We start from the raw sequence: 25228 nt of genomic DNA, 5'->3' as shown, positions 1-25228 counted from the left end.
AACATAGGGTATTCAACGGGTTACAGCTTTAGATCGTGCTTACCATGCGAGACTTTGGCTTGAAGGTATCCCTCGTTGCCTTCTTTGACATGCGCTGAAGTATTGACAGTGTCTTCAATTTCGATGCCGTGCTCTTTCAATTCACGGATCTTTTTCGGGTTATTAGTGATTAGACGGATCTTATCAACGCTTAATGCTTTGAGCATCTGCGCGGCTTCGGTGAAATCACGCAAGTCATCACCAAATCCTAGATGATTATTGGCTTCATAAGTGTTCATGCCTTGGCTTTGTAGCTTATATGCGTCAATCTTATTATATAAGCCAATACCACGGCCTTCTTGGCGAAGGTAAAGAATAATGCCACCAGACTCTCCCATCTTATTGATGGTTTCATCCAATTGCTCACCGCAGTCACATCGAGAAGAATGGAACACGTCGCCTGTCAGGCACTCTGAATGTAAACGAACTAAAGGGCAGGACTGGGTCTTATCGGCTTGCTTGAAAATGACGGCTACGTGTTCCTTGTCGGTCTTCAGTCCTTTAAACGAAAGAAGCTCAGCTTCTATGTCACTGTTTTTACCGACTTTAAAATCTACTCTGGCTCTAACTTCCGCCATATCCCTACTCACTTGAATCTTGCTATCTTCTATTTCTATCATTTTAGAAATCTCTTATGTGACTAACTATGGGGATTGATACCCGATAAATCAATGGTCAGATCACTTTTTGTTATACTATAACAATTTAATTTTGAGGCAATAAAAAACCTCAGCGAATTTCATTCGTGAGGTTCTTTATAAAACTGGGTGAGTAGGGTCGTTAGTGATTCTGTTTTTTCTTCCAAACAGAAAGTTCAATCCACAAAGCTTCAAGCACTTGAAGTTCTTCTTCGGTCAATAGAGAAAGAGTGGGCTTAGTCTGCGGCAAAGAGTAAGCCTGTAATGAGCTTATTTGAGCATAAAAATCTTTGCGTAATTGAGAGATATTTGTATCCACTACTATTCCCTAAGTCTCTTTCTATAAACCGATATAAATTGGTGACTCAAACCATTTGTCTCAAAAATGATAGCAAATTACATAAATTGCGCAAAGGTATGAGCTAATTTTGAGTAATAAATCACATTTTATTTGCTAGCTATATCTTTATAATTCAGCATATTACTTGATCATATTTGATCTTTTAAAAGAGCTCTACGTAATCCAAATGATCATCATCATTCGGCCCTGCTCTTCCTAAGATGAGATCTTCATAACACTCAATTCGGTTACGCCCATTCTCCTTCGCACTGTACAATGCAGTATCCGCATGACCTAAAATCGTCGGCAAGTACTCATGCCGAGAGATCGCACATACACCGCAGCTGAATGTCATACTATTAACTCGTGGGAAGCGGAATGCCTCTATATGTCGACGAAAGCGATCAAGTTCATTGATCACTTGCTGTTTTTCCTGAGGAGGCAGCAGTAAGACAAATTCCTCACCACCGAAGCGAAATAACTGAACTTGCTCTGAAAAGAAGTTCTGTAGTTGTTGAGAGAACATCAGTAGCACTTCATCTCCAATCATGTGCCCGTAGGTATCGTTGATGCACTTAAACAGATCAAGATCAATTATCGCAACCCATGCCTGCTCATCCGCTTCATGGCCAGAGGCCAAATTAAAGCTATGAGACAACCTTTCTTCTAATGTTTTCCGATTGAGTAACCCAGTTAATTTATCCCGCTCACTCTCATGTAATACAATTAAGTAATTACGATAAATCTTTGAAAAACCATCGATAAGAAGTTCAAATTGAGATGGGTCCGAAGTGGTTTTTATCTCTAACAACGCTGAGCTCTGCTCAGAAATAGGGATCGGGCACTGACAAACATACTGAGTGTTATTGAGTTGGTTAATAGTCAGCACACTATGACTATGCTCGTGGCTATAACATTGCTCAGGTGCTTGATCATATGTCCATTGGTAGTCATTACTCTCACCATGTCGATAAACACTCGCAACCACAATAGAAGTACTCGATAAATAATGAACAAGACGAATTGATTCAATGGGCATCATTTCTAATAAGGTGGCAACGAGGCAGTGGCCAAGAGATAAAGAATTTCTTTGCTCAGTGATTTCGACAACAGAGTTCAGAATCTTATCTTCCATCAATCAAACCTAACCAGACTTCATTAACTAAATTCATTATAGACGTTAATAAAAATAAATGAGTTTTATTGCATATAATAAAGATTCAAGGAAGCAAACGCGCAATCACAAGGAGAAGACTATGTTCCTAGTCAGGTTGGTTTACACCAGTACCATCGCTAAGGGAGTGACTGAATCAGACATTCAAAACATTCTTGATGTGGCAAGGAAAAACAATTCCCTCATTGATGTGACAGGCTTACTTTTGTTCAATCGCAATTACTTTTTGCAATGTCTTGAGGGTTCAAGGGCGCAAGTTAATAAAATCTACCATCAGATCCTGAATGATCCACGACATGAGAATATTCTATTGCTGGACTACTCCGAAGTCACTGAACGAGAATGCAGTGAATGGAGTATGGGGTATATCCCAGAAGTCAACGCAACCATGCCCATCCACCTTAAGTATTCAACCAACTCAAAGTTTGAACCATACAGTTTGTCTGGCAGCAGTGCTCATAAACTTTTGCTTGATCTACGTAATGTAGTCACGGTTGTTTAGCGAATAAAAACAAAGCAGCCAATTGGCTGCTTTGTCTAGTCTCGATGCCCAAGTTTTACATTACCTTCTGAATCAAACCACAAGGCCTCTTTACGTCTACGGCCAATAAGAATAGGCCCATCATCGTAAAACAAAAAGTTTTTCCAGTGCTTCTTAAATACACTCCACTTGGTTTCAATAACATTGTACTTTTCGTAGCAAAAATAAACCGTAACATCGTCTTGCCAGTCAATGAATTCTGCAACTCCCTCGGGCAATGCTTCTTCATCCGACTCCCAGGCCGCCATCCAGTTCACATTATCTTTCCAACTAGACTCTTTCATTGGCCAATCACCCGAGCTTAAACGCTCTGAGTCTGGGCTTTGAGCACTAATATTATCTTTCCAAAGCTGCGCAGCACGAGCCTGCGTCATGGGTTTTATTTGCTCTAGGTCCTGTACTGGCACAGGCATAGATTGATGAGTAAAAATCCATTTTCTTTGGTATTCATCCAAAGTGAGATACGACATTCATTTTCCTCGTAATGGCATTCATTTAAGCTTTGAGCCAGCCTTTTTGGGTGGCTTCTTCAATGATTTTCTGTGCTTTATCCCATAAAGCTTCTGAGCCATATTCTATTTTTCTATTCACGGTCAGCGCCTGTTCACGGGTTACTCCGTGTTCAAGCCAGCTCTGACCATTATTGTGGTAATTAAGCAGCATAGGAATGAGTCTATCCAAAGCTTTACCAAATTTGGCATCTGCCGATTCTGCTCGCTCAAACTCTAGCCAAAGATCAAGCAGTTCTTGTCCTTGCTCTTTTGGTAACATCGCAAACAATCGCTTTGCAGCGGCAAGCTCTTTCTCTTGCTGAACTTGCGATGCCGCAACGTCGTATACAAAAGTATCGCCAGCATCAATTTCCACTATGTCGTGCAATAACAGCATCTTAACGACGCGCGCAATATTCACCGGCTCATTAGCATGTTCTTCCATTAAAATTGCCATCAAAGCAACGTGCCAGCTATGTTCCGCACTGTTTTCAAGACGCCCCTCCGCACTTTTGACTCGAGTACGTCTCAAAACCGATTTCAGTTGATCCAGCTCCATCAATAAAGCCAGTTGTTGCTCTAATCGACTCATGCTCAGCCTTCTTTCCAATCCGGGTTAATCAAAGAGGTTAGGTTATGGTCTTCCCATTTTCCATCAATCAATAGGTAATCCTGCGCAAAACCTTCTCGTTTAAAACCAAGGCGGTCAAGTACTGCCTCGCTACGATGGTTGCGCGGCATGTAACCCGCCATAATCCGATGAATATTTTGGATGCGAAACATATAGCGAATCGCCATTCTCAACGCTCGTGTCATGACTCCTCGACCCTGAGCGCTCTCACCAAGTGAGTAACCAAGATTGCAGGCATGGAAAGGAAAGCGTGAAATATTGCTAAACGACACCGTACCGAGCATTGCTCCTGACTCACTATCAATAATGATGAGGTAATAACCTAAGCCCATACGATGCAGTTCATTGAGCTTAATCAAACGCTGGGTCCAACCTGATTCCGAAAAGAAAGCCTCTTCCCTTCTTGGCTCCCACTGCTTGAGGTGCTCTCGATTGGCAATGAAGTAATCGGAAATTAGCTGACCGTCAGTGGGTTCAGCAGTACGCAGGATAATATCCCCATCCTGCTCAAATACCTGCTGGGGAGTGCTGATTCGTTCCATTTAGTTTTTTCTTATTCCGTATTCACGTAATTTGTTGGCCACTGAAGTGTGAGAAACATTGAGACGCTTCGCGAGCTTCCGACTTGATGGGAAAGACTGATAAAGGCGCTCAAGAACCTGAGATTCATAATCTTTCATTATCTCATCCAGCGATCCATCCAAATTGATCGTGGGCCCGCTGGCCGTTGGGCTTTCAAGCTGAGGAAGATGGAATAGGTCAATAGTGAGAGTGTCGGAATCCAGCTCTGTCAACGCTCTAAGTACCATATTCTCTAACTGACGCATATTACCTGGCCACTGGTAGTTAACTAACTGATCCACCAATGTTTCATCAATATCTGGCTTCTTGATACCCAGCTGTTTAACGTATTTCACAACGAACAAGTCCAATAAAGGGCCAATATCATTAGAACGTTCACGCAGAGCTGGGATATTGAGCGTCAAAACGTTAAGACGGTAGAAAAGATCTTCACGGAAAGACTTAGACTCGGCAAGATCCGCAAGGTTATGTCGAGTAGAAGCAATCACTCGCACATCAACATGAATTTCCTGCTCAGCACCGACACGACGGAAAGTACCATCCTGCAATAGGCGTAGTAATTTAATTTGCAAATGCGGACTCATCTCACCGATTTCATCTAAGAAAACCGTGCCCCCATCAGCTTGCTCAAAAATCCCCTTATGGCCCTGTTCATGATTGAACGAGCCTGGCGCATGACCAAATAACTCCGTTTCTGCCACATCGTCTGGCATAGAGGCACAGCTTAGTACCAAGAAAGGAGAAGCCGCACGATGTGATCGGTTATGACACGCTCTGGCCAGCATCTCTTTACCTGTCCCAGTCTCCCCTTGAATCAATAAAGGCTGGTCAAGCATAGAAAGTTTTTTTGCTTGGCTTATCAGAGCCTTGTGCCGATTTGACACACCTACAAAATGCTCGAACCCCAAATTATTGTGCAGAGGTAATGAGTCTTCTAGGGCGGATTTTTCTTGCGAAGAGCGGATGATCATTACCGTACTGGCGAGAATCGACTCATTCGATTCATCGGTAATATAGACCGGCATGATCTCCATGCTGTAGTCGAGGCCACTAATCACAATGTTTTCGCGTTGGCGAGTAATTTTACCTTCAGCCCATTTAGAAAAGTTAAAGCTCGGCAGTAGAGTGCTTATCTGGTGGCCAATCATTTCCTCTTCTTCACAACTAAACAAGCTCAATGCAGCATGGTTCGCCATGTCCACATTGCCCTTTAAATCAATCGCCAAAACTGGCTCAGGAAGGTTGTTCAATAGAGAAATGAGTTCCGTGTTATGCCTTTCCATAGGCATGAACTGGATCTTGCGTACGTCTCTTACTCCCGAAATTCGACGTATCTCGGCCATGAGTTCACTGAAAGTATCAAAATCAATATCAGGACAGTTCAGGTAGATAATGCCTGTAATGTCGATTTCGATCCCTCGTAAATCAATATTTTTAGAAGCCAGAATATCGAGTAGCTCACGAGTGAGCCCTAATCTGTCTTCACATGTCACTTCTAAACGCACTGATTATATCCCTAGTCTGAGGTGTCAGGAAAAGTTGACAGTAGTTTCCCCTATGCCTAGATCCTCGTCAAGCAAACCAACATCACTTGCTTCACATTCACACTATTTGATTGTTATGGCGGCGATTTTTTCAACGATCTGCTTTCTTATCGCCCCGAGCTTGACTCTCCTGTCTTGGTGCCACGGAGTTGGTCTCAGCAGCGCCATCGCTTTGATACCCAATCTTGCTGTCAGTATACCAACGCCCAGTCCCTGACCTGCTCTGGCCGATACTTTCCCAGCAAGATCCATCGACATCAAATCCATACTGGCGTCAACCGCAAGTTCACTGGCTCCTGCAGCCGCCATATTGATCAGGGTCGCTTTAAACAACTTTAGTCTCGACCAATAACCCAGCTCGACGCCATACACTCCAGCCACGTTATCTATCATTTTGAAGTTACGCCATGCCACCAGCAACATGTCTGCAATAGCCAGTGGGCTTATTGCCACTAAGGCGGCTGATTCCGTTGCATGCTGAGTGACGATTTTGGTTGCTTTCTTGTCTTGTTCACTCACCACCATCGCGTCATACATGTCGAGCACTTCGGCATCACTGTGGGAGTCATTGATACTATGTAGCCAACGGTCATAGCTCGGAGATTCAGCCCGGATACCACTTTGCTTAGCGATGTCTTCACAAAACGCTTTACCTTGCCCAACGCTGTTGGCTTCTATCAAGGCTTCACTCTGCTCTTGAATAGAAAAGTGATGACGTAACGTTTTAAGCTTCCACAGCTCCTTACCAATTGCCCCGATTCCTAACGCTGCCAAGGTCGACATAAAACCAGCCCAGCCAAGCGCTAGCCAATCAGAACTTTGAACAGACGTAATAATACTGTCAATTGCTTGCCAACCAACCAAGCCAGAAAACGCCGTAAGTAACCCGCTCGCTAACCATCGACGTCCTGATTTGGGTCGAATCACCAGTTCCAGCTTATCTTCAGCCTCGCTCTGTTTTTCTTCTGAGCTGATTGCCGTTGGTATAAAGGTTTCTTGTTCTTCAAACTGCATTTGGGAGGTCAAGTCTGGGTCGCTCCCCATAGGCTCTTGATCCAATGTTTGAGTGAAGACTTGCTTTTGCTTTAGCTTTGCATTTTGAGAATCGGTCATTTCAGCTTGTCTCCAATCAGGTATTCCAACGCTTTATCAATACGAATATGGGGCAGAGGATCATCTACCGAGCTAGGGAGTGGCCGGAAAGCAACAAATTCGAATCCTTCGTTTTGCCAGAAACTCTTCTGAGGCAGTTTTTTTGGAACTTCGCCAGGAAAGATTGTCAGTGGTTGTTCATCAAGATTTATGCCCTGAATTGCCGGAACCGATTCAGTACCACGATTGATGAAACCTGTTTTAGTTGCCTGAATAGACGCCATGGAGATACAACTCATTTCGATATTCTCATAAGACGCCGTTTGCCAAGCGGGATGTACCATCTGCTGCAATAAAGAAACTAGATTTGGATGCTGCTCTGGCGTCACATGATCGGCCTTAGTCGCCGCGAACAATATCTTATCGATTCTCGGGGCAAATAATCTCTTTAACATATTGCTTCTGCCATAGCGGAAGCTGTGCATGATCTGCTCAATTGCATGGCGCATATCATGGAAAGATTCGTAACCGGCGTTCAATGGTTGTAAGCAATCAACTAATACAATTTGACGGTCAAATGTCGAAAAGTGATGCTTGTAAAAGGCTTTCACAACCTTTTGCTGATACTCCTGATACCGCGCTTTTAGCATGGCTAAATTGGAGTCTTTGCTGGCTTTGGCCTCTTGTTCGAAACGACAAGGAAAAAACTGCAGCACGGGGGCTCCTTCAAGCTCACCTGGCAAAACAAATCTTCCTGGTTGCACCCAGTGCAATCCCGCATTTTTGCAATCATGCAAATACTGGGTATAGCTTTGAGCGATTTGTTCAAGCTGCTTCTCATCCAACTCGCCCGATAGATTGAGTTGGTCAAGTTGGTTTAACCAACCTTGCGCTAATTCTCCGCGTAGGCCTTTAAGCGCAGCAAATTGTGTTTGAGACCATTGATGGAAGTCCATGTCGAGTAATGGAAGATCGAGTAACCACTCACCTGGATAGTCAATAATATCAATGTGCAACGTTGAAGTACTGCCAAACAGTTTTTTCGTTTTACGAGTTGGTCGGTATTTGACCGCAAGACGAATCTCACTTACATCACGTGTCGGTTCAGGCCATTTTGGCCGTTCAGAAAATACGTGTTCCATAGCGTCATCATACGCAAATCGAGGTACCATCATGTTTGCTTGAGGCTCTCGTTTCGCGCCCACTAAGCGCTTATCACGAGCCGATGCCATTAACGGAAGGTTGTCATGAGTAGAAGTGTGCAGCAGCTGATTGACCAACGAGCTGATAAATGCAGTCTTACCCGCACGTGATAAGCCCGTTACGGCGACTCGCACATGGGAATCAACGCTTCGATTAATAAAATCATTCACTTCCTGAGTAATGCTCTTCATTGACAGTCTCTTTGTTTTGAACACATATCCATCCTAATCATTGTAATCTTAATGAAAGATGAATAAAAAACCTCTGATAATAATCAGAGGCTTAGTTATTTTCAGCGTAGATGGGAGGTACTTTTAGTCATCTTCTATCAACTTGTAGATCACGAATAAAGCTATTTCCAGTAAAACAAACAACGCGCAAGTAATGGTGACGTACTTCTGATCAAAGATGCTGATCCCATGCAGAATAAGATCGTAGCCGACAAATACACCGATCACTGCGGCAATAACCAGCTGTAGGATTTGAATAAATCGAGGCATGAATGCTCCTGAGGTTCTCCAACATAAAAAGCAGTATATAAAAAAAGGTGCATTATCTTCTGCACCTTTTATCAAATATCTGCTATGTAATTCAGCTATTTCTCATCAGCCTTAGGCTTGAGATTCCATTTCTTGGATTTTCACTTTCCAAGTATCCGGGCCGATTTGGTGTGCATTGGCACCATTCGAGTCAACCGCAACCGTGACAGGCATATCTTCGACTTCAAACTCGTAAATCGCTTCCATACCCAGGTCTTCAAATGCCACAACGCGTGCTTTTTTGATGGCTTTTGCAACAAGGTAAGCCGCACCACCAACTGCCATCAGATAAACCGCTTTGTGCTTTTTGATCGACTCAACCGTCGCTGGGCCACGCTCAGCTTTACCTATCATGCCCATAATGCCTGTTTCTTCCAGCATCATATCAGTGAACTTATCCATACGGGTGGACGTTGTTGGGCCAGCTGGCCCCACTGCCTCATCCCCCACGGCATCGACAGGACCGACGTAGTAGATAAACTTGCCTTTAAAATCGACGCCTTCTGGAAGGCCTTCACCATTTTGCAGCATAGTCTGAATACGCTTGTGCGCAGCATCACGGCCGGTCAGAATTTTTCCTGATAGTAGAACGGTTTCACCCGTTTTCCACTGCTCTACGTCTTGCTGAGTTACTTCGTCCAAGTTCACACGGCGTGTGTTTGCCCCCGCTTCCCAAGTGATATCCGGCCACTCTTCAAGTTTAGGTGGAGTGAGATCCGCAGGGCCTGAGCCATCGAGAGTAAAGTGTACGTGGCGTGTCGCCGCGCAGTTTGGAATCAAGCACACTGGCTTAGAAGCGGCGTGCGTTGGTGCTGTTTTGATCTTCACATCGACCACAGTTGTTAAACCGCCAAGGCCTTGTGCACCGATACCCAGTTTGTTGACACGATTGAAAATATCAAGACGTAACTCTTCTTCAGCATTTTCTGGACCACGTTCGATCAACTCTTGAATATCAATATGCTCCATCAGAGATTCTTTCGCCAATACCGCTGCTTTCTCGGCCGTCCCGCCAATACCTATACCCAACATTCCCGGTGGACACCAGCCTGCCCCCATGGTTGGCAGTGTTTTCTCAACCCATTCTGCAACGTCATCAGATGGGTTAAGCATCACCATCTTGGTTTTGTTCTCAGAGCCACCACCTTTTGCCGCAATCTGAATTTCAACTGTATTACCCGGAACCATATTGATATGAACAACCGCTGGCGTATTGTCCTTGGTATTGATTCGTTTACCTGCTGGGTCAAGCAGAACAGACGCACGTAGCGGGTTGTCTGGATTAGTGTATGCCTGACGGACGCCTTCATCGACCATCTGTTGCACCGTCATATCAGTAGAGTCCCACTGAACTGCCATACCGATATTCACAAAACAAGTGACGATTCCGGTGTCTTGACAGATAGGTCGATGACCTTCTGCCGACATTCGAGAGTTAATAAGAATCTGAGCAATAGCGTCTTTGGCCGCTTGGCTCTCTTCTTTGTGGTAGGCTTCTTCAAGGGCTTGAACAAAGTCTAGAGGGTGATAGTAAGAAATATACTGAAGTGCATCAGCGACACTGCTGATCACATCTTGCTTGCGAATTACCGTCATTGCATGCCTCGTTATAGTTATGCTTCCTTTAACACCGCCGTATAAACGCCAGTTTTATATTCTTGCTTGTCACCACAAGTTTAGAAGACTGACACTATCTTTTTATTATAAAACGTCACTGTAGCGGCGATAGTTGGCAATATGATACTCTTGGTTCTCCTCTCTTGCTATGCAGTGAACGATCTCTTTGTCACAAATTAAACAAATGAATAACAACACACCAAATTGCTTAGAAATCAAACCCATTAATTACCATGCTGAACTTTCAAAACAGCTTTTCAGCCATATTGAGGACAAGCCATGGGCGATGTTGTTACGTTCTGCATCCGAAAACCACATTGACAGCCGATTCGACATTTTGGTCGCTGATCCGCTGGTGACACTTACCACCTGTAGTGACATCACAAAGATAGTGAATCCTGAAGGACAATTTGAGTCTGACCAAGACCCTTTCATGCTTTTAGAGCAACAGCAGAGTCAATGGCTACCAAACCAAGAATACAAAGGTGAACTACCTTTCATTGGCGGTGCACTAGGGTACTTTGCCTACGATTTAGGCCGCAGAGTTGAAAAGCTACCACAAATGGCGGAGCACGACCTCTCGACCCCCGATATGGCCGTCGGCGTTTATGAATGGGCTGTAGTGATAGATCATAAAGATAAACAAGCATTCGTCGTTGGCGAAAATATCGAGCGCCATTACGATTGGCTTCTATCTCAATCATCTAAACAGTCGCCGCCATTTGCCCTCATCAGTCCTTGGCAGTCAAACATGACAAAACAAGGTTATCAAGAGCGCTTTGAACAAGTCCAAGAGTATTTACGCTCAGGAGACTGCTATCAAATTAACCTCGCCCAGCGTTTTAAGGCTGAGTATTCAGGGAGCGAGTGGCAAGCATATCAAAAACTGGAAGCGTATAACAAAGGACCATTTTCGGCTTTCGTTCGCACTGAACACAGTGCAATTCTTAGCGTCTCACCAGAGCGTTTTTTGCAAGTCCATGATCGCCTCATCGAAACAAAACCAATCAAAGGCACTCGGCCAAGGCATCAAGATGCTGAGTTGGATGCCGCTTCAGCGCAAGAACTCGCACTAGCAGAGAAAGATCAAGCAGAAAACCTTATGATTGTCGACTTGTTGAGAAACGATGTAGGACGTGTGGCGAAACCGGGGTCTGTTCATGTACCAAAACTGTTTGATATTGAAAGCTTTCCCGCAGTGCATCATCTTGTCAGTACAATACGAGCAGAATTAGATACTCAGTATTCACCTGCGGACTTGCTTCGTGCCAGCTTTCCCGGTGGTTCAATCACTGGGGCCCCTAAAGTTCGGGCCATGGAAATTATTGAAGAGTTGGAACCTCATCGGCGCAGTGCCTACTGTGGGAGCATTGGCTACATCAGCCGACATGGAGCCATGGATACTAGTATTACCATTCGTACGCTCATTGCAGAAAACCATCAAATATACGTTTGGGCTGGCGGCGGCTTAGTCGCGGATAGTGGTTGCGATGCGGAGTATCAGGAAACGTTAGACAAACTTTGCCGTATTCTTCCGATATTGGAGAGTTAAGCCCATTTTTCCAACATAAGCTTGAGATCTTTGGCGGTATACGGTTTGGTGAGAATATCATCCATACCACATTGGATGCATTTCTCGCGCTCTTCCAACGTTGTCCCAGCCGTTAAAGCAATAATTGGCAATTTAAATTCTTGCTCGCGCAAGTAGCTGGTCGCTTCAAAGCCGTCCATTTCTGGCATACGACAATCCATAAAGATAAGGTCATAACGGCTTCCTAATGCCGCTTGAATCGCTTCCACACCATTGTTGGCAATGTCAGGCGTGATCGACCATTTCTTCAACATTTGATTGATGATGACTTGATTCATTCTGATATCATCCACTACCAAAATAGATAGGCTTTCAAGTGGCTTAGCGTTGGTATGACTTTCGGCTTTGTTGGGTATTGACTCTTGCTCTGCAACTTTGAGGGGAATAGACACCTTAAACTCGGTACCCACCCCTTTTTGACTAGTAAAGCTAATCTCACCTTCCATTAAATCAATCAAGTTTTTGCAAATAGCTAACCCTAAACCTGTCCCTTCGAAGTGGCGTTTTGCGGTTCTGTCGGCTTGAACAAATGGATCAAAAAGAATCGGCTGCGCAGCCTCAGGGATACCTATTCCGGTATCTTTGACCGATACTTTTAAGCTATTTTCAGACCACAGAACTTCGACAGTTACAGAACCTACTGAGGTAAATTTGATGGCATTACCAATAAGGTTAATCAGAATTTGGCAAATACGGTCAAAGTCACCAATAAGTAGAGCAGGCACTTCTGAGGAGGAGTGAATGGAAAATTGCACCCCTTTTTCTTTCGCCTTATTAACGAACACTCCCTGAAGCATTTCATTGAGATCGACCCAAGCAAACGTCGACGGAATAAGATCCATCATACCCGCGCTCATTTTGCTGAAATCAAGAATGTCGTTAATGATGTGCCTTAAAAAATCACCGGTATGCGAAAGGTTAGTCAACAAAGTGCGTTGCTCGTCATCCAGAGAAGTGTCGGACAGTAATTCAGCACTACCCAGTAATCCATTGAGCGGTGTTCTCAACTCATGATTGATCATCGCAACAAATTCTTTCGTTGATCTCTCTGATTCCTCAGCCCTCGCTCTGGCTTCTTGGTTACTAGTTAACATGATTTGTCGGCTGATGGCACTGCAAAGTAAGTCCGCAACCAGGCGCATCTGACTCACAATGAACTCAGCGTCTATATCGTGGTCTTTTGTCAGAACAGACAGTTCCCCGACCACTTGATGATCGACTTCTAAGGGCAGTGACACTCTTTCGTCTTCCCAATAGGCATAGGGTTTGATCGCATCGATATGCTCTCGTTGCACACAACCAAAATGACTGTCGTGCACCGTTGATACGACATCTGGAACAATATACAAACCAGATTTGGTCAGCGCAGAGGAAGAGTCTAAGCGCTCGAGAAGACTCGAAAGCAAACCATCATCCAGTGTCCGGCTTAAAAAAGCACGACCAAAGTGAATTAATGTCTCGTTGATTTGCTCTTCAAAAGCCAGCTTGTGTAAGTCTTTATGCGTCTGCCTTTTTAACTGAGTAAGCACCAGTTTCAGGTGTTCATTGGCTTCATAAAGTTCAAGACTTTTCTGTTCCAATAACAGCTCTGCTTGCTTGCGCGCAGCAATCTCTCTGGCAAGTTTCCGCTCTAACGCAGACTGACTACTCATCTACATTTACCCTACGACCGTCACCTTGAACCTAACATCATTGCCACTTTTATTGTTGTTTTCCATGGCTATATGCAATGATTCATCAAAATGCTGGGCACATCCCTCAATTAAACCTAAGCAAACATGGGACATACATCGGGCGCTTTTGTAATCAAATACCATCTCAGTTTCCGTTTCCGAAATGAATTCAAAGCGTGGCGGGTTGGCGTCCTGATAAAGCTTTTTGACCTCAATATGAATATAATCTTCCACTAATCGGATAAATTGCAGTGAGTTTTTGCACCCCTGAAGACTACTTCGCTCGGGTAAAGATTGGTAAAGATTTTCAAAAACAGACTGACCAAATACGCGCTGTAATTCCTCCGCAGAAATACCAGTTTGCTTACTCAATTGAACAATCAATGCGACCAAAGCTTTATGGTCGTAACTGCCTACAGCCGTGTAAATTCCATCATCACCAACATCTGAAAGCAGTTGGTCAAGTGCATCAAGACCAAACTTCTCTTCGACTAAGTCCATAAATTCTGTGAAGATAATTCCTTTCATATATTGAGCTATCCTTGGTATATGATGGTCTTTCAAGCATGAATCATAAAGTTCAGTTTTTCAAATACACATACGGAGCTAACGTGTTGTCAGAACTCAATAAAAACCAATTAATTCAGAAGTTCCAGCTACAACAAACTGTCGACTACCACCATGAAGCGTTAAAGCGAGTTGCGCATATTAACCATGCCTCTTTACGTAAAGCCTCGGTACTTATAGGGTTTGTTGAAAGAGACGACGGCCTGAACATTATTTTCACTAAGCGAGCCAAACACTTAAAGCACCACCCTGGGCAAGTCAGCTTTCCAGGTGGAAAATATGAACACTGGGACAATTCACTAGCTGACACAGCATTGAGAGAGACTTATGAGGAAGTCGGCATTGCACAGCATGAAATCTCCATTTTTGGCCAAATGCCAGAGCTCATCACCATTAGTAAGTTTACAGTGACACCATTTCTTGCTTTTGTGTCCCCCAATTACCAAGCAACTATAGACACCAACGAGGTCGATGAAGTGTTCGAAGTCCCAGCGGAAATTGTCCTTGATAAACGACACTTGCACAGTGAGCGTTTCCAATTCCGGAATCATTCACATCGTGTATTTGGCTTATCCTATGAAAAGCACTTTATTTGGGGTATGACTGCGCAAATTATCCACGCGATGCAGAAGCATATCATGCACCAATATTAATAAATCTTAATATCAACCGACATTCACTCACATTAGTTAAACTATTCATCAATAAAGAAAACGTTTTCTTGCGACATACATAAAACATTATCGCAACAATATTAGTTTTTCTAATCTTAACAATTAGCATAAATCACCAGTAGCACATCATTTTCGTGAGCAAAAACCTGTTTTTGACATATCATATTATCACTCGTATCAATTCATGATTTAGATCTATTTTTCGTGCAAGATTTTTATGCAAAATTGCACCCGACTTATTTCCTGTTCCCAAAAATGAGTATCACAAAATGAATGTTACAAATTCGGCGGTTTCAGCCGCACAATCGTCTAGTAAGTTTACTTACAAGGACTTCACTTGGTGTCTATCACTTTTCGGTACTGCTGTAGGTGCTGGTGTACTATTCCTTCCAATCAAAGCAGGTGCTGGCGGCTTTTGGCCATTAGTTATCCTTGCTTTAATCGCCGCTCCAATGACTTGGTTCGCTCACAAATCTCTGGCTCGTTTCGTTCTTTCCGCGAAAAACCCTGAAGCAGATATCACTGATACAGTAGAAGAACACTTCGGTAAAGCTGGCGCAAACCTTATCACTTTTGCTTATTTCTTTGCTATTTACCCTATTGTTCTTATCTATGGTGTAGGTATTACAAACACAGTCGATTCTTTTCTCGTCAACCAAATGGGCATGGAATCCATTCCTCGCTGGTTGCTGTCTGGTGCACTGATTGCAGCCATGACTGCAGGCGTTGTATTCGGTAAAGAGCTGATGTTGAAAGCGACATCTGCGATGGTATACCCACTGGTATTCATCCTTCTTGCTCTGTCTTTCTACCTGATTCCTGACTGGAACAGCTCGATGGTTGAAGTCGCACCGGACTGGTCTGCAATGCCTTCTATCGTTTGGCTAGCCATCCCAATCATTGTTTTCTCTTTTAACCACAGCCCAATCATCTCTCAGTTCTCTAAAGAGCAACGTCGTGTATATGGTGAAAATGCTGTTCAAAAAACAGATGCTATCACCGGCGGCGCAGCTATGATGCTGATGGGCTTTGTGATGTTCTTCGTATTCTCTGTTGTACTGTCTCTATCTCCAGAGCAGCTAGCAATGGCGCAAGAGCAGAACATCTCTGTACTGTCTTACCTAGCAAACGTTCATGAGTCACCACTGATCTCTTACATGGGCCCACTTGTCGCATTCGCGGCAATTACATCTAGCTACTTTGGTCACTTCCTAGGAGCGCATGAAGGTCTTGTTGGCCTAGTTAAATCTCGCTCTGAAGCACCGAAGAGTAAGATTGAAAAAGCTTCTCTACTATTCATCGTTATCACCACTTGGATTGTGGCTATTGTTAACCCAAGTATCCTTGGCATGATCGAAACCATGGGCGCGCCAATGATTGCGGCCATCTTATTCTTAATGCCTGTATTCGCAATGCAGAAAGTCCCAGCAATGGCGAAGTACAAAACTTCTGCACCTGTACAGATTTTCACAACTATCTGTGGTCTTGCGGCAATTAGTTCTGTAATCTACGGAGCACTTTAATCACACTAGTGAATTAAGTGGTTAAACAAAAAATATAACGATAATAATAAGCCTCCCGCTCCCCCTTGGGAGGCTTTATTTTGAGGAAATCGATATGATTAGTGTTTTTGACATCTATAAAATCGGTGTTGGTCCTTCAAGTTCGCACACTGTAGGCCCAATGAAGGCGGGCAAAGAGTTTATTGATGATTTACGTTCAATGGGAAAATTGCGCGACATCACTAAAATCACCGTTGACGTTTATGGATCGCTATCACTGACAGGGAAAGGTCACCACACAGATATCGCTATTATTATGGGTCTTGCAGGCAACACCCCTGAGAAAGTCGATATTGATTCTATTCCGGGCTTTATCGCTCGTGTAGAAGAAACGGAGCGCCTACCTGTTGGCATGCACTGTCACACAGTATCGTTCCCGAAAGATGGTGGTATGAACTTCCATACTACTAACCTTGAGTTGCACGAAAATGGTATGCAGATCCACGCTTGGATCGACAACGAGAAAGTGTACTCAAAAACCTATTACTCAATCGGTGGTGGTTTCATCGTTGACGAAGAAAACTTCGGCAAAGAAGAAGAAAACCCGATTAAAGCACCTTACGAATTCACAACCGCTGAAGAGTTGGTAAACCAGTGTAAAGAAAGCGGCCTCTCCATCAGTACACTAGTGATGAAGAACCAGGCCGCACTGCACTCTGAAGAAGAGTCTCGCACTTACTTTGCTAACATCTGGAAAACCATGCGTGAGTGTATGGATCGCGGTATGAACACAGAAGGCATTCTGCCTGGTCCACTGCGCGTGCCTCGTCGTGCTGCGGCTCTTCGTCAGCAGTTGATGACTTCTGAGAAAACGACGAACGACCCAATGGCTGTTGTAGACTGGGTCAACATGTTTGCTTTCGCCGTCAATGAAGAAAACGCAGCAGGTGGCCGTGTGGTTACGGCTCCAACGAACGGTGCGTGTGGCATTATCCCAGCGGTATTGGCTTACTATGACAAGTTTATCCAAACCGTCACTGAGAAAGATTACATCCGCTACTTCGCCGCTTCTGGCGCGATTGGTGGCCTTTACAAGCGTAACGCGTCAATTTCAGGTGCGGAAGTTGGCTGTCAGGGTGAAGTTGGCGTTGCTTGTTCTATGGCTGCAGCAGGTCTTGCTGAGCTTATGGGTGGTAGCCCTGAGCAAGTCTGTATGGCTGCTGAAATCGCAATGGAGCACAACCTAGGCCTCACATGTGACCCTGTCGCAGGTCAGGTGCAGGTTCCATGTATCGAGCGTAACGGTATTGCTGCCGTGAAGTCGATCAACTCCTCTCGTATGGCTCTGCGTCGTTCATCGGCTCCGACTGTGTCTCTGGATAAGGTTATCGAAACCATGCTAGAAACCGGTAAAGACATGAACGCAAAATACCGCGAAACGTCTCAGGGTGGTTTAGCCGTTAAAGTTATTTGCTAATTTGCCTCTTTATCCAATTTCAAAGCCCGGTATTTCACCGGGCTTTTTCATTAAATAACCTGTGAGACCAGCAAGAAACTACCAAACAACAAAGAGAACATCAGCATTATAGCGCCTCCCTCAGCGGTGTATCGCGTCGTTGCGGTATTTGCCAATCTGACTTTATACACCATCGCCAGTGGCACAAATACAGCCAGAAACACCAAAATGATACCGGCATAACTCAGTACCGCCAAAAACTTATCAGCGGCCAATAGTGCACCGACAAGAGGCAAGATAAACGTCATCACATATGTCACTACGCGATTTTGTCCGAACATATCGCGGTTTTGGTTAAACAGAGACATCGCCACACCAAAAAATGACGTCAAAAGTGCAAGCCCAGTGAATACAGATAATATCGTACCGATCCAAGGTGAATGATATTCAAACGCAATAATAAGTTCTGAGACATTAGAGAACTCGCCTAATTGCTCTGGTTGTAAGTTACCCACAACCGCAAACAGCCAGCACAAGTAACAGATCAAAGGAATCACAGAACCAATAATCACCATGTTTCGCAATTGCTGATCTGTCGCTTCATGGTTGTAGGAAACAAGAGAAGGAATAACAACCATAAAGCCAAAGCTGGTAAACAGAACCGCACTAGTCTTGATCAACGCAACTTGATCATGATTCATCACCTGCATCAGATTTGTTAGGCGAAAATCCGGTAGCAGGAGTATTAAACTTAAACCCAAGCTGGCAATCATAATGAAAAACAGTGTGCGGTTGAGCTTGTCAATGACACCTGTACCGCAAGCGATAACCGCGCCAGCAATAAGCGTGAAGAGGATCTGAGTTTGGCTTGCAGAAAGCTCAATGCCAATCGCACGAGTCAGCTGACCGACAAGATCAGCAGCGCCAAGAATATAAGCCATTAATAGACAAATTAGCAGAGCGTATAGAAGCAAGTTTGTCACTAATTGCCCTACTTTTCCTAACGTTTGGCGAGCCACTGAGTTAAGACCAAGGCCACCGCCTGCCTTTAACGTCGCTTCAAGCAACAACAAAGCCGCATATGTGGTGCCGAAGCAAATAAAAACCATTAGTAAGGCTCCATACCACAAACCAAATTGTGCCAGAACCATAGGAATTGCGAGCATACCAGCACCGAGCGCGGTACCAGAAATAATCAGGGAACTACCAAGAAGTTTAGTATTCATATTTTCGTATCTATTTTGAAAGTGAAAAGATTGAGATGTGCGCGTGCCTAGCGCGAGGGCTAACAATCAAAAACAATACGAATAGCGAGCTTTAAAGAAGAAAACGCGTTGAAAAGAATGACGTAGAGAGGAAACATTGTTGAACGCTTGAGAGGCAAGAGAAAAGGTAACAGCAGTGTGTGGCGAACCTTCCGTAGGTTCGATGATCGGTGTGGTAATTTTGAAGATCATTTAGGTGTCCGATATTATGAGACAATCCCTTGAAACAAAAGCAGCAATCCTTCCGCTGCCTGCCCTTCAACATGAAGGGACTCGTCATCTTAATCATTGACAGCGGGATTGCAATGTCTTCAATAAAGAAATTTCGCTATTCACCTACTAGTACATTCATAGGCGAGTATTCATAGCGGAACTCATGACGATCAAAAAAGCGAAGCTTTGAGCTTCGCTTTTCACAATTTATATCGTCGCTTAATTGCCGGTGTAAATACAACCCGCAGTACAGGTTTCTTTGATTTCGACTTTGCTTAATAGTGGCAAAGTTGGTTTAAGTTTCTGCCAAATCCATTTCGCCAGCACTTCACTGGTCGGGTTTTCTAAACCTTCAATGTCATTGAGGTAATAGTGGTCAAGTTGATCATAGATAGGTTTAAACGCAGCTTTAATTTCTGCAAAGTCAACAACCCACCCAGTATGTGGATCGACTTCACCTTCTACGTAAAGACGAACTAAGAAAGAGTGGCCATGCAATCTACCGCACTTATGGCCTTCCGGCACGTTAGGAAGGTGGTGCGCCGCTTCAAACATAAACTCTTTGTATAATTCAGTTTTCATTTTGGATCTCGGGCATTACAAAAGACACGCAATACTAAGGAAATAGTATAGTAGTGACAAGGTTCCCCCCGCGATTAATAGAATTATTTATAAGAGCCTAGTTCTTCGACCTTTGTAGCACGTCGAAAAAATGTCGCCGCGTCAAAGATTTGGTTACATCAGTTCCACATCACATTTACATAAACCACACATTGTGTATGGTCACAATAAATCTCTCTATCGATTGAGTGAATATGCATATAAGTCATTATATTTGACGTCTATTCCAATTCTCACAATTAAGCATTTGAAATGAGTTCAACCATTACTACCAAATTGCTGGCAACCCTCGTCACGGTTTTCTCTCTGGTACTAGCCTCCTCCACCGCGTATCAGTACTGGCAACAGAAAGAGCTAATGAATTCCGTACTTAGCGAGCAGTTACATGATAAAGCCAGTAACTACTTTGACAGCCTCAATATGATGATGCTAACAGGCACTATGGCGCAAAAAGAAACTCTACGACAAAAAGCTCTTGCTCAAGACGGCATTGAGCAAGTCAAAGTACTCCGTGCTGAGGCTGTCAGTAAACTTTATGGCCCAGGCCAGCCAAGTCAGGCACCTGAAGACGAGATTGACCAAAGAGCTCTAAAGGGTGAACTGGTCATTGAACCGATTTCTGCCGAGTGGGGTAAAGGTTTAGTTGTCGCCTTACCGATGAAGGCAAGCGAAAACTATCGCGGAACAAACTGTGTCTCTTGTCACATGGCACCAGAAGGAGAAGTGCTCGGCGCGATTCGATTAGAATACAACTTATCTCACGTCAATAGCATGATCAGTCAGCGAACCATTATCGCCGTGACCATTATGGCAACCTTCGGCTTTATCGGCTTTTTGTTGACCCTGTTCTTGATCCGTAAATTCATTGTTCGCCCGATTCAAAAGACATCGCGCTACATGCAGAGCGTGAGTGAAAGTAAAGATTTATCCAAACGAATTAAACACGAGAACAAAGATGAGATTGGCCAGCTCGCTGTAGCAATCAACTCGTTTATGGACACGGTAAGCCATAGCTTGGAAAAAGTTCAGGAAACCTCACACCACCTAAACAGTTCAGCGGCAGGGCTTACCGACGTCGCTCAAGTGACCGATCAAGCCGCACATAATCAGCAAAACGAGACATCAGACGTTCAAGCCAACATCGAACAAATGCAATCTCAGCAAGTTCAGGTAGAACAGGCTACCGATGATGCTTCCGACTTGATCAAACATACCACCAGCATTGCTGAGCAAAGCGCTGGACAAGCGCACAGCGCCAGTACTGAAATCAAGAGTCTGGTAACCGATATAGAGCAAGTAAAAGTCAATATTGTCGAGCTCAACGATCAGACCGCTGAAGTATCCACCATTTTAGAAGTGATAAAGGGTATTGCAGAGCAAACCAATCTACTGGCACTCAATGCCGCTATTGAAGCAGCTCGCGCAGGCGAACAGGGCCGTGGCTTCGCCGTGGTCGCGGATGAGGTGCGCCAACTTGCCAGCCGAACATCCGACGCGACTGGAAGCATCGAAAACATTATCTCGCAATTCCAGAAAGACAGCCAAACTTCTCTGGCTTCCGTTGATACTGTATGCGAGACCGCTCATGAGCGCTCCAATGAGATTGAAGTGCTGTCTGTAGCAATGTCTGAAGTGGTAAGCGAAATGCAACAGGCACTCGCTCATGCGCAGAGTATTCAGCATCAAACCAGCAATACCACTCAGATTAGCCAACAAGTTCAACGTAAGGTCGAAATTATTACACAACACGCAGATAACACATCACAATCCGCTGCGAAAACACGTGATATCAGCATGAACCTAGAACAACTTTCTGAGCATTTGGAGTCTTTGATCAACCAGTTTACGCTTTCGCGGAAGAATTAAGTCGATTTGGACAATTTTTGCGCCACTATTCGCGAATAAAGGTTGAAGCATAATAATTGAAAGGTAATATGTTCCATTGAATAGATGAATTCAGTCCAACCCAATGTTTGCTCACTTTTTATTCGGTGAGTCTACAAAAAAACATTGGGTTGATTTTTTACTCAATGGAGAATATTTACAACATGACTTACGCGCCTGTATCAGACGTATTGAACGGTAAGCTAGCAGTTGACAGTGAAGTCACTGTCCGCGGCTGGATCCGTTCGCGTCGTGATTCCAAAGCTGGAATCTCTTTCCTTGCCATCTACGACGGCTCTTGTTTCGACCCGATTCAGGCCGTGGTCCCTAATAATCTAAATAATTACAACGATGAAGTCCTAAAGTTAACAACAGGCTGCTCTGTTGAAGTGACAGGTACTATCGTTGAATCTCCTGCGAAAGGTCAGGATTTTGAGCTTGCAGCCACTGACGTAAAAGTCGTTGGCTGGGTTGAAGATGCTGAGACTTACCCAATGGCGAAAACTCGCCACTCAATTGAATACCTACGTGAAGTGGCACACCTTCGTCCACGTACGAACGTTATTGGTGCAGTCGCACGTGTACGCAACTGCTTATCTCAAGCAATTCACCGTTTCTACCACGAGCAAGGTTACTTCTGGGTATCTGCGCCACTTATTACCGCTTCTGATGCAGAAGGTGCGGGTGAAATGTTCCGCGTATCGACGCTAGACATGGAAAACCTACCGCGCACAGAAGAAGGCAAAGTGGACTACAACGAAGACTTCTTCGGTAAAGAGACGTTCTTAACGGTATCTGGCCAGCTTAACGGCGAAGCTTACGCTTGTGCGCTAAGCAAAGTGTACACATTCGGCCCTACGTTCCGTGCAGAAAACTCAAACACCAGCCGCCACCTAGCGGAATTCTGGATGGTTGAACCTGAAGTTGCTTTCGCTGATCTTGAAGATATCGCGAAACTGTCTGAAGACATGCTGAAGTACGTATTTAAAGCAGTACTAGAAGAGCGTCGTGATGACCTTGAGTTCTTTGCACAACGCATCGACAAAGAAGCGATTACTCGCCTAGAGAAATTTGTTGAGTCTGATTTCGCTCAGGTTGATTACACTGATGCAATCCAGATTCTTCTAGACTCTGGCCGTGACTTCGAATTCCCAGTTGAATGGGGTATCGATATGTCTTCAGAGCACGAGCGTTATCTAGCGGAAGAACACTTCAAAGCACCGGTAATAGTTAAGAACTACCCGAAAGACATCAAAGCCTTCTACATGCGCCTAAACGAAGATGGCAAAACAGTAGCAGCAATGGATGTACTTGCACCGGGCATTGGTGAAATCATCGGCGGTTCTCAGCGTGAAGAGCGTCTGGACGTTCTAGACGCCCGCATGCGCGATATCGGTATCGACCCAGAGCACATGGATTGGTACCGTGACCTTCGTCGCTACGGCACGGTTCCTCACTCAGGTTTCGGCCTAGGCTTTGAGCGTCTGGTTTCTTACGTAACAGGTATGGGTAACGTACGTGATGTTATTCCATTCCCACGTACACCACGCTCAGCCAACTTCTAAATAAGAAGTGAATGAAATATCAAAAAAGCCTCCAAGGAGGCTTTTTAAATGAATAAACCTCCAATATGGAGGTTTATTTTTTTCACCTAAGACTGTTCTGCTTTCGAGGCATATTTAATACCAAACAGGCAAAGTCCAAACATCACAAACGGAATGGCGGCTGCAGTGTATTCCGTCCACACCAAATCAGCAAAAGACTTAGCAAGAATCAGGTGACCAAAAATCAATAAAAATGCGCTGAATATCGCGATGGCAATCAGTCGAAATTCATGCTTATAGCGTTGTTTTTCCATACTTTCCTCGCTAACTGTTTATATTTCTGGTGTATTTCATCACAGACCTCGTCAGTCAGCGCAGTACAGTTGAAGCGAAAAATAGCCAAACAGTAGCTAATCAGTGATCACCTTAGCAATTCCAATAATGGTCTGTTCCAACTCACTTGTCATCGGATAGGACGCGTTCAAACGCACACAGTTCTGAAACTTTTCCCTTGAGCTGAATAGTCCGCCATAAGCAATGGTAATTCCTTGCTTTTGCAACCTTTGGTACAACTGGTAAGTATCGACGTCCTCATTCAATTCTAGCCAAACAAAGTAACCGCCACTGGGCCGGCTGACCTTCGTTCCTTTGGGAAAATAACGCTCCACCACATTAATAAAAGCATGCTGTCTTGCTGCCAATTCCTTACGCAGTTTTCTTAGGTGATTATCTAAGCTTTCATACTGGAGATAATGCGCGATCCCCTCCTGAACAGGTACACTACCGGATAACGTTGAAACCAGCTGTAGCTTTTGTAAACGCTCGTTGTACTGACCATTAACTACCCACCCGACCCGATAACCAGGGCATAAGGATTTCGATAAAGAGCCACAGAGCAGCACCCTATCTTCTTGGTCCCAGTATTTGAGCGGCATCGGTTTGTGAACACCAAAATAGAGTTCGGAATAGACGTCATCTTCGACGATGGCGAGCTGATGTTGGTTCGCCAATTCAATGACCTTTTGCCTGTTAGCGGACGATATGCTCGCTCCGGTCGGATTGTGGAAGTTTGGCATCAACCAGCACGCCGTCACCTTATGTTTTTTAAGCGCTCGCTCAAACTTCTCCAAACATAACCCAGTTTCAGGATGAACAGGGACTTCAATAGCTTTCAGGTTTAATCGCTCAATTGCCTGAATGGCGCCATAGAACGCTGGGGCTTCAACGATGACAGTATCACCTGGCTGTGTTACCACCTGTAGCCCTAGATTCAGCGCTTCCATTGCGCCTGAAGTAATGACGATATCTGTATGAGAAACTGTTATTCCTTGCTTGAGGTAACGCTGCGCGATTTGACGACGCAGTGCCTCATTACCAGGCGGCATGTTATCAAACACACTGTTGAGCGGCATTTTGCGCCCCGCACTCGCCAGGTGACGATTCAGTGATTGAAGAGGAAATAATTGAGGGTCAGGAAAAGCCGAACCGAGAGCAATATCAGCTTTACTATTACTTTGTAAGAACTCATACAGCTTATCGTTAAATTCAGGTGCAACGACTTTGCTTTCTGGCTCAGGAGTTGGAACCCGTTCCATGATCGAGGTAACGAAATAACCTGACTGTGGTTTGGCGAGTAACCATCCTTGAGATTCAAGAAGTTGATACGCCTGAAGGACAGTTGAAGCGCTGACTGAGCAGTTACGACTGGTCATCCTGACTGAAGGCACTTTCTCTCCGGCTCGCCAGACACCATTCTCAATTTGTAACTTAAGCTGTTCAGCTAACTGTTGATAGCGATTCATACTTC

At 44.4% G+C, this 25228-nt stretch carries 24 protein-coding genes; 7 read left to right on the top strand and 17 right to left on the bottom strand.

The features are described 5' to 3' along the window. Positions 1–20: 20 nt before the first annotated feature. From ribA to L1D23_RS16690, 3 genes are all read right to left on the bottom strand, one after another. Entirely contained in the window at positions 21–659 is a 639-nt protein-coding gene (gene ribA / locus L1D23_RS16700; RefSeq protein ID WP_239868499.1) for a GTP cyclohydrolase II, read from the bottom strand. Between the two features lie 160 nt (positions 660–819). Then, positions 820–996 (bottom strand): hypothetical protein, encoded by a 177-nt coding sequence (locus tag L1D23_RS16695; protein ID WP_239836574.1) that lies wholly within the window; start codon positions 994–996, stop codon positions 820–822. A gap of 184 nt (positions 997–1180) precedes the next feature. Next, positions 1181–2152: a GGDEF domain-containing protein gene (locus L1D23_RS16690; protein WP_239868495.1), complete on the bottom strand. Its 972-nt coding sequence runs from the start codon at positions 2150–2152 to the stop codon at positions 1181–1183. A gap of 121 nt (positions 2153–2273) precedes the next feature. On the opposite strand from L1D23_RS16690, the gene L1D23_RS16685 reads away from it, so the two are divergent. After that, on the top strand, positions 2274–2693 hold the full coding sequence (locus L1D23_RS16685; RefSeq protein ID WP_239868492.1) for a BLUF domain-containing protein: 420 nt from the start codon (positions 2274–2276) through the stop codon (positions 2691–2693). 35 nt (positions 2694–2728) lie between these two features. Here the strand turns inward: L1D23_RS16685 and L1D23_RS16680 are convergent, their stop codons facing one another. From L1D23_RS16680 to L1D23_RS16645, 8 genes are all read right to left on the bottom strand, one after another. Continuing rightward, positions 2729–3202 (bottom strand): DUF2947 domain-containing protein, encoded by a 474-nt coding sequence (locus L1D23_RS16680; RefSeq protein ID WP_239836577.1) that lies wholly within the window; start codon positions 3200–3202, stop codon positions 2729–2731. Positions 3203–3227: 25 nt separating this feature from the next. Continuing rightward, the gene (locus L1D23_RS16675; RefSeq protein ID WP_239868489.1) at positions 3228–3815 is read right to left on the bottom strand and encodes an HD domain-containing protein; all 588 of its coding nucleotides are present in this window, start codon (positions 3813–3815) and stop codon (positions 3228–3230) included. A 2-nt stretch (positions 3816–3817) separates the two neighbouring features. Continuing rightward, positions 3818–4396, bottom strand: a complete 579-nt coding sequence (rimJ, locus tag L1D23_RS16670) for a ribosomal protein S5-alanine N-acetyltransferase (RefSeq protein ID WP_239868486.1) — start codon at positions 4394–4396, stop codon at positions 3818–3820. Beyond that, positions 4397–5941 (bottom strand): transcriptional regulator TyrR, encoded by a 1545-nt coding sequence (gene tyrR / locus L1D23_RS16665; RefSeq protein WP_239836580.1) that lies wholly within the window; start codon positions 5939–5941, stop codon positions 4397–4399. A gap of 102 nt (positions 5942–6043) precedes the next feature. Beyond that, positions 6044–7093 carry a TIGR01620 family protein gene (locus L1D23_RS16660; RefSeq protein WP_239868483.1) on the bottom strand — a complete coding sequence of 350 codons (1050 nt, stop codon included), beginning with the start codon at positions 7091–7093 and terminating at the stop codon, positions 6044–6046. After that, positions 7090–8466, bottom strand: coding sequence for a YcjX family protein (locus L1D23_RS16655; RefSeq protein WP_239868480.1), 1377 nt, complete (start codon positions 8464–8466; stop codon positions 7090–7092). The genes L1D23_RS16660 and L1D23_RS16655 overlap by 4 nt, the downstream gene beginning before the upstream one ends. Before the next feature lie 123 nt (positions 8467–8589). Continuing rightward, positions 8590–8775, bottom strand: a complete 186-nt coding sequence (locus L1D23_RS16650) for a hypothetical protein (protein ID WP_239868477.1) — start codon at positions 8773–8775, stop codon at positions 8590–8592. Between the two features lie 111 nt (positions 8776–8886). Next, positions 8887–10410, bottom strand: a complete 1524-nt coding sequence (locus L1D23_RS16645) for a fumarate hydratase (protein WP_239836585.1) — start codon at positions 10408–10410, stop codon at positions 8887–8889. Between the two features lie 187 nt (positions 10411–10597). Between L1D23_RS16645 and pabB the strand changes: the two genes are divergently transcribed. Continuing rightward, positions 10598–11983, top strand: a complete 1386-nt coding sequence (pabB, locus tag L1D23_RS16640; protein ID WP_239868475.1) for an aminodeoxychorismate synthase component I — start codon at positions 10598–10600, stop codon at positions 11981–11983. Here pabB and L1D23_RS16635 read toward each other — a convergent pair. Further along, positions 11980–13674: an ATP-binding protein gene (locus L1D23_RS16635; RefSeq protein ID WP_239868473.1), complete on the bottom strand. Its 1695-nt coding sequence runs from the start codon at positions 13672–13674 to the stop codon at positions 11980–11982. The two genes, pabB and L1D23_RS16635, sit on opposite strands and share 4 nt — an antisense overlap. Before the next feature lie 6 nt (positions 13675–13680). After that, positions 13681–14223, bottom strand: coding sequence for a heme NO-binding domain-containing protein (locus L1D23_RS16630; RefSeq protein ID WP_239836588.1), 543 nt, complete (start codon positions 14221–14223; stop codon positions 13681–13683). 38 nt (positions 14224–14261) lie between these two features. Between L1D23_RS16630 and L1D23_RS16625 the strand changes: the two genes are divergently transcribed. The 3 genes from L1D23_RS16625 (at position 14262) to L1D23_RS16615 (ending at position 17915) form a co-directional block, all read left to right on the top strand. Further along, positions 14262–14915 (top strand): CoA pyrophosphatase, encoded by a 654-nt coding sequence (locus tag L1D23_RS16625; protein ID WP_239868472.1) that lies wholly within the window; start codon positions 14262–14264, stop codon positions 14913–14915. Between the two features lie 290 nt (positions 14916–15205). Continuing rightward, complete coding sequence (locus L1D23_RS16620) at positions 15206–16459, top strand: aromatic amino acid transport family protein (RefSeq protein ID WP_239868469.1); 1254 nt, start codon at positions 15206–15208, stop codon at positions 16457–16459. 94 nt (positions 16460–16553) lie between these two features. Beyond that, positions 16554–17915, top strand: coding sequence for an L-serine ammonia-lyase (locus L1D23_RS16615; protein ID WP_019276100.1), 1362 nt, complete (start codon positions 16554–16556; stop codon positions 17913–17915). A gap of 50 nt (positions 17916–17965) precedes the next feature. On the opposite strand, the gene L1D23_RS16610 is transcribed toward L1D23_RS16615, so the two are convergent. After that, positions 17966–19120 (bottom strand): aromatic amino acid transport family protein, encoded by a 1155-nt coding sequence (locus tag L1D23_RS16610; protein ID WP_239868466.1) that lies wholly within the window; start codon positions 19118–19120, stop codon positions 17966–17968. A 471-nt stretch (positions 19121–19591) separates the two neighbouring features. After that, positions 19592–19954, bottom strand: a complete 363-nt coding sequence (queD, locus tag L1D23_RS16605; RefSeq protein WP_239836593.1) for a 6-carboxytetrahydropterin synthase QueD — start codon at positions 19952–19954, stop codon at positions 19592–19594. A 291-nt stretch (positions 19955–20245) separates the two neighbouring features. Between queD and L1D23_RS16600 the strand changes: the two genes are divergently transcribed. Both L1D23_RS16600 and asnS read left to right on the top strand, forming a co-directional pair. Then, a complete protein-coding gene (locus L1D23_RS16600; protein WP_239868463.1) occupies positions 20246–21859 on the top strand; it encodes a methyl-accepting chemotaxis protein in 1614 nt (537 codons plus the stop codon). Positions 21860–22041: 182 nt separating this feature from the next. After that, positions 22042–23442, top strand: a complete 1401-nt coding sequence (asnS, locus tag L1D23_RS16595) for an asparagine--tRNA ligase (RefSeq protein ID WP_239836595.1) — start codon at positions 22042–22044, stop codon at positions 23440–23442. Between the two features lie 86 nt (positions 23443–23528). On the opposite strand, the gene L1D23_RS16590 is transcribed toward asnS, so the two are convergent. Further along, positions 23529–23735: a hypothetical protein gene (locus L1D23_RS16590; protein ID WP_239836596.1), complete on the bottom strand. Its 207-nt coding sequence runs from the start codon at positions 23733–23735 to the stop codon at positions 23529–23531. 96 nt (positions 23736–23831) lie between these two features. Beyond that, a complete protein-coding gene (locus L1D23_RS16585) occupies positions 23832–25223 on the bottom strand; it encodes a PLP-dependent aminotransferase family protein (protein ID WP_239868460.1) in 1392 nt (463 codons plus the stop codon). Between the last annotated feature and the right edge of the window lie 5 nt (positions 25224–25228).

It is taken from the genome of Vibrio sp. Isolate24 (assembly GCF_022398215.1).
Classification (GTDB): domain Bacteria; phylum Pseudomonadota; class Gammaproteobacteria; order Enterobacterales; family Vibrionaceae; genus Vibrio; species Vibrio coralliilyticus_A.
This window is presented reverse-complemented; position numbering and strand designations above follow the sequence as displayed.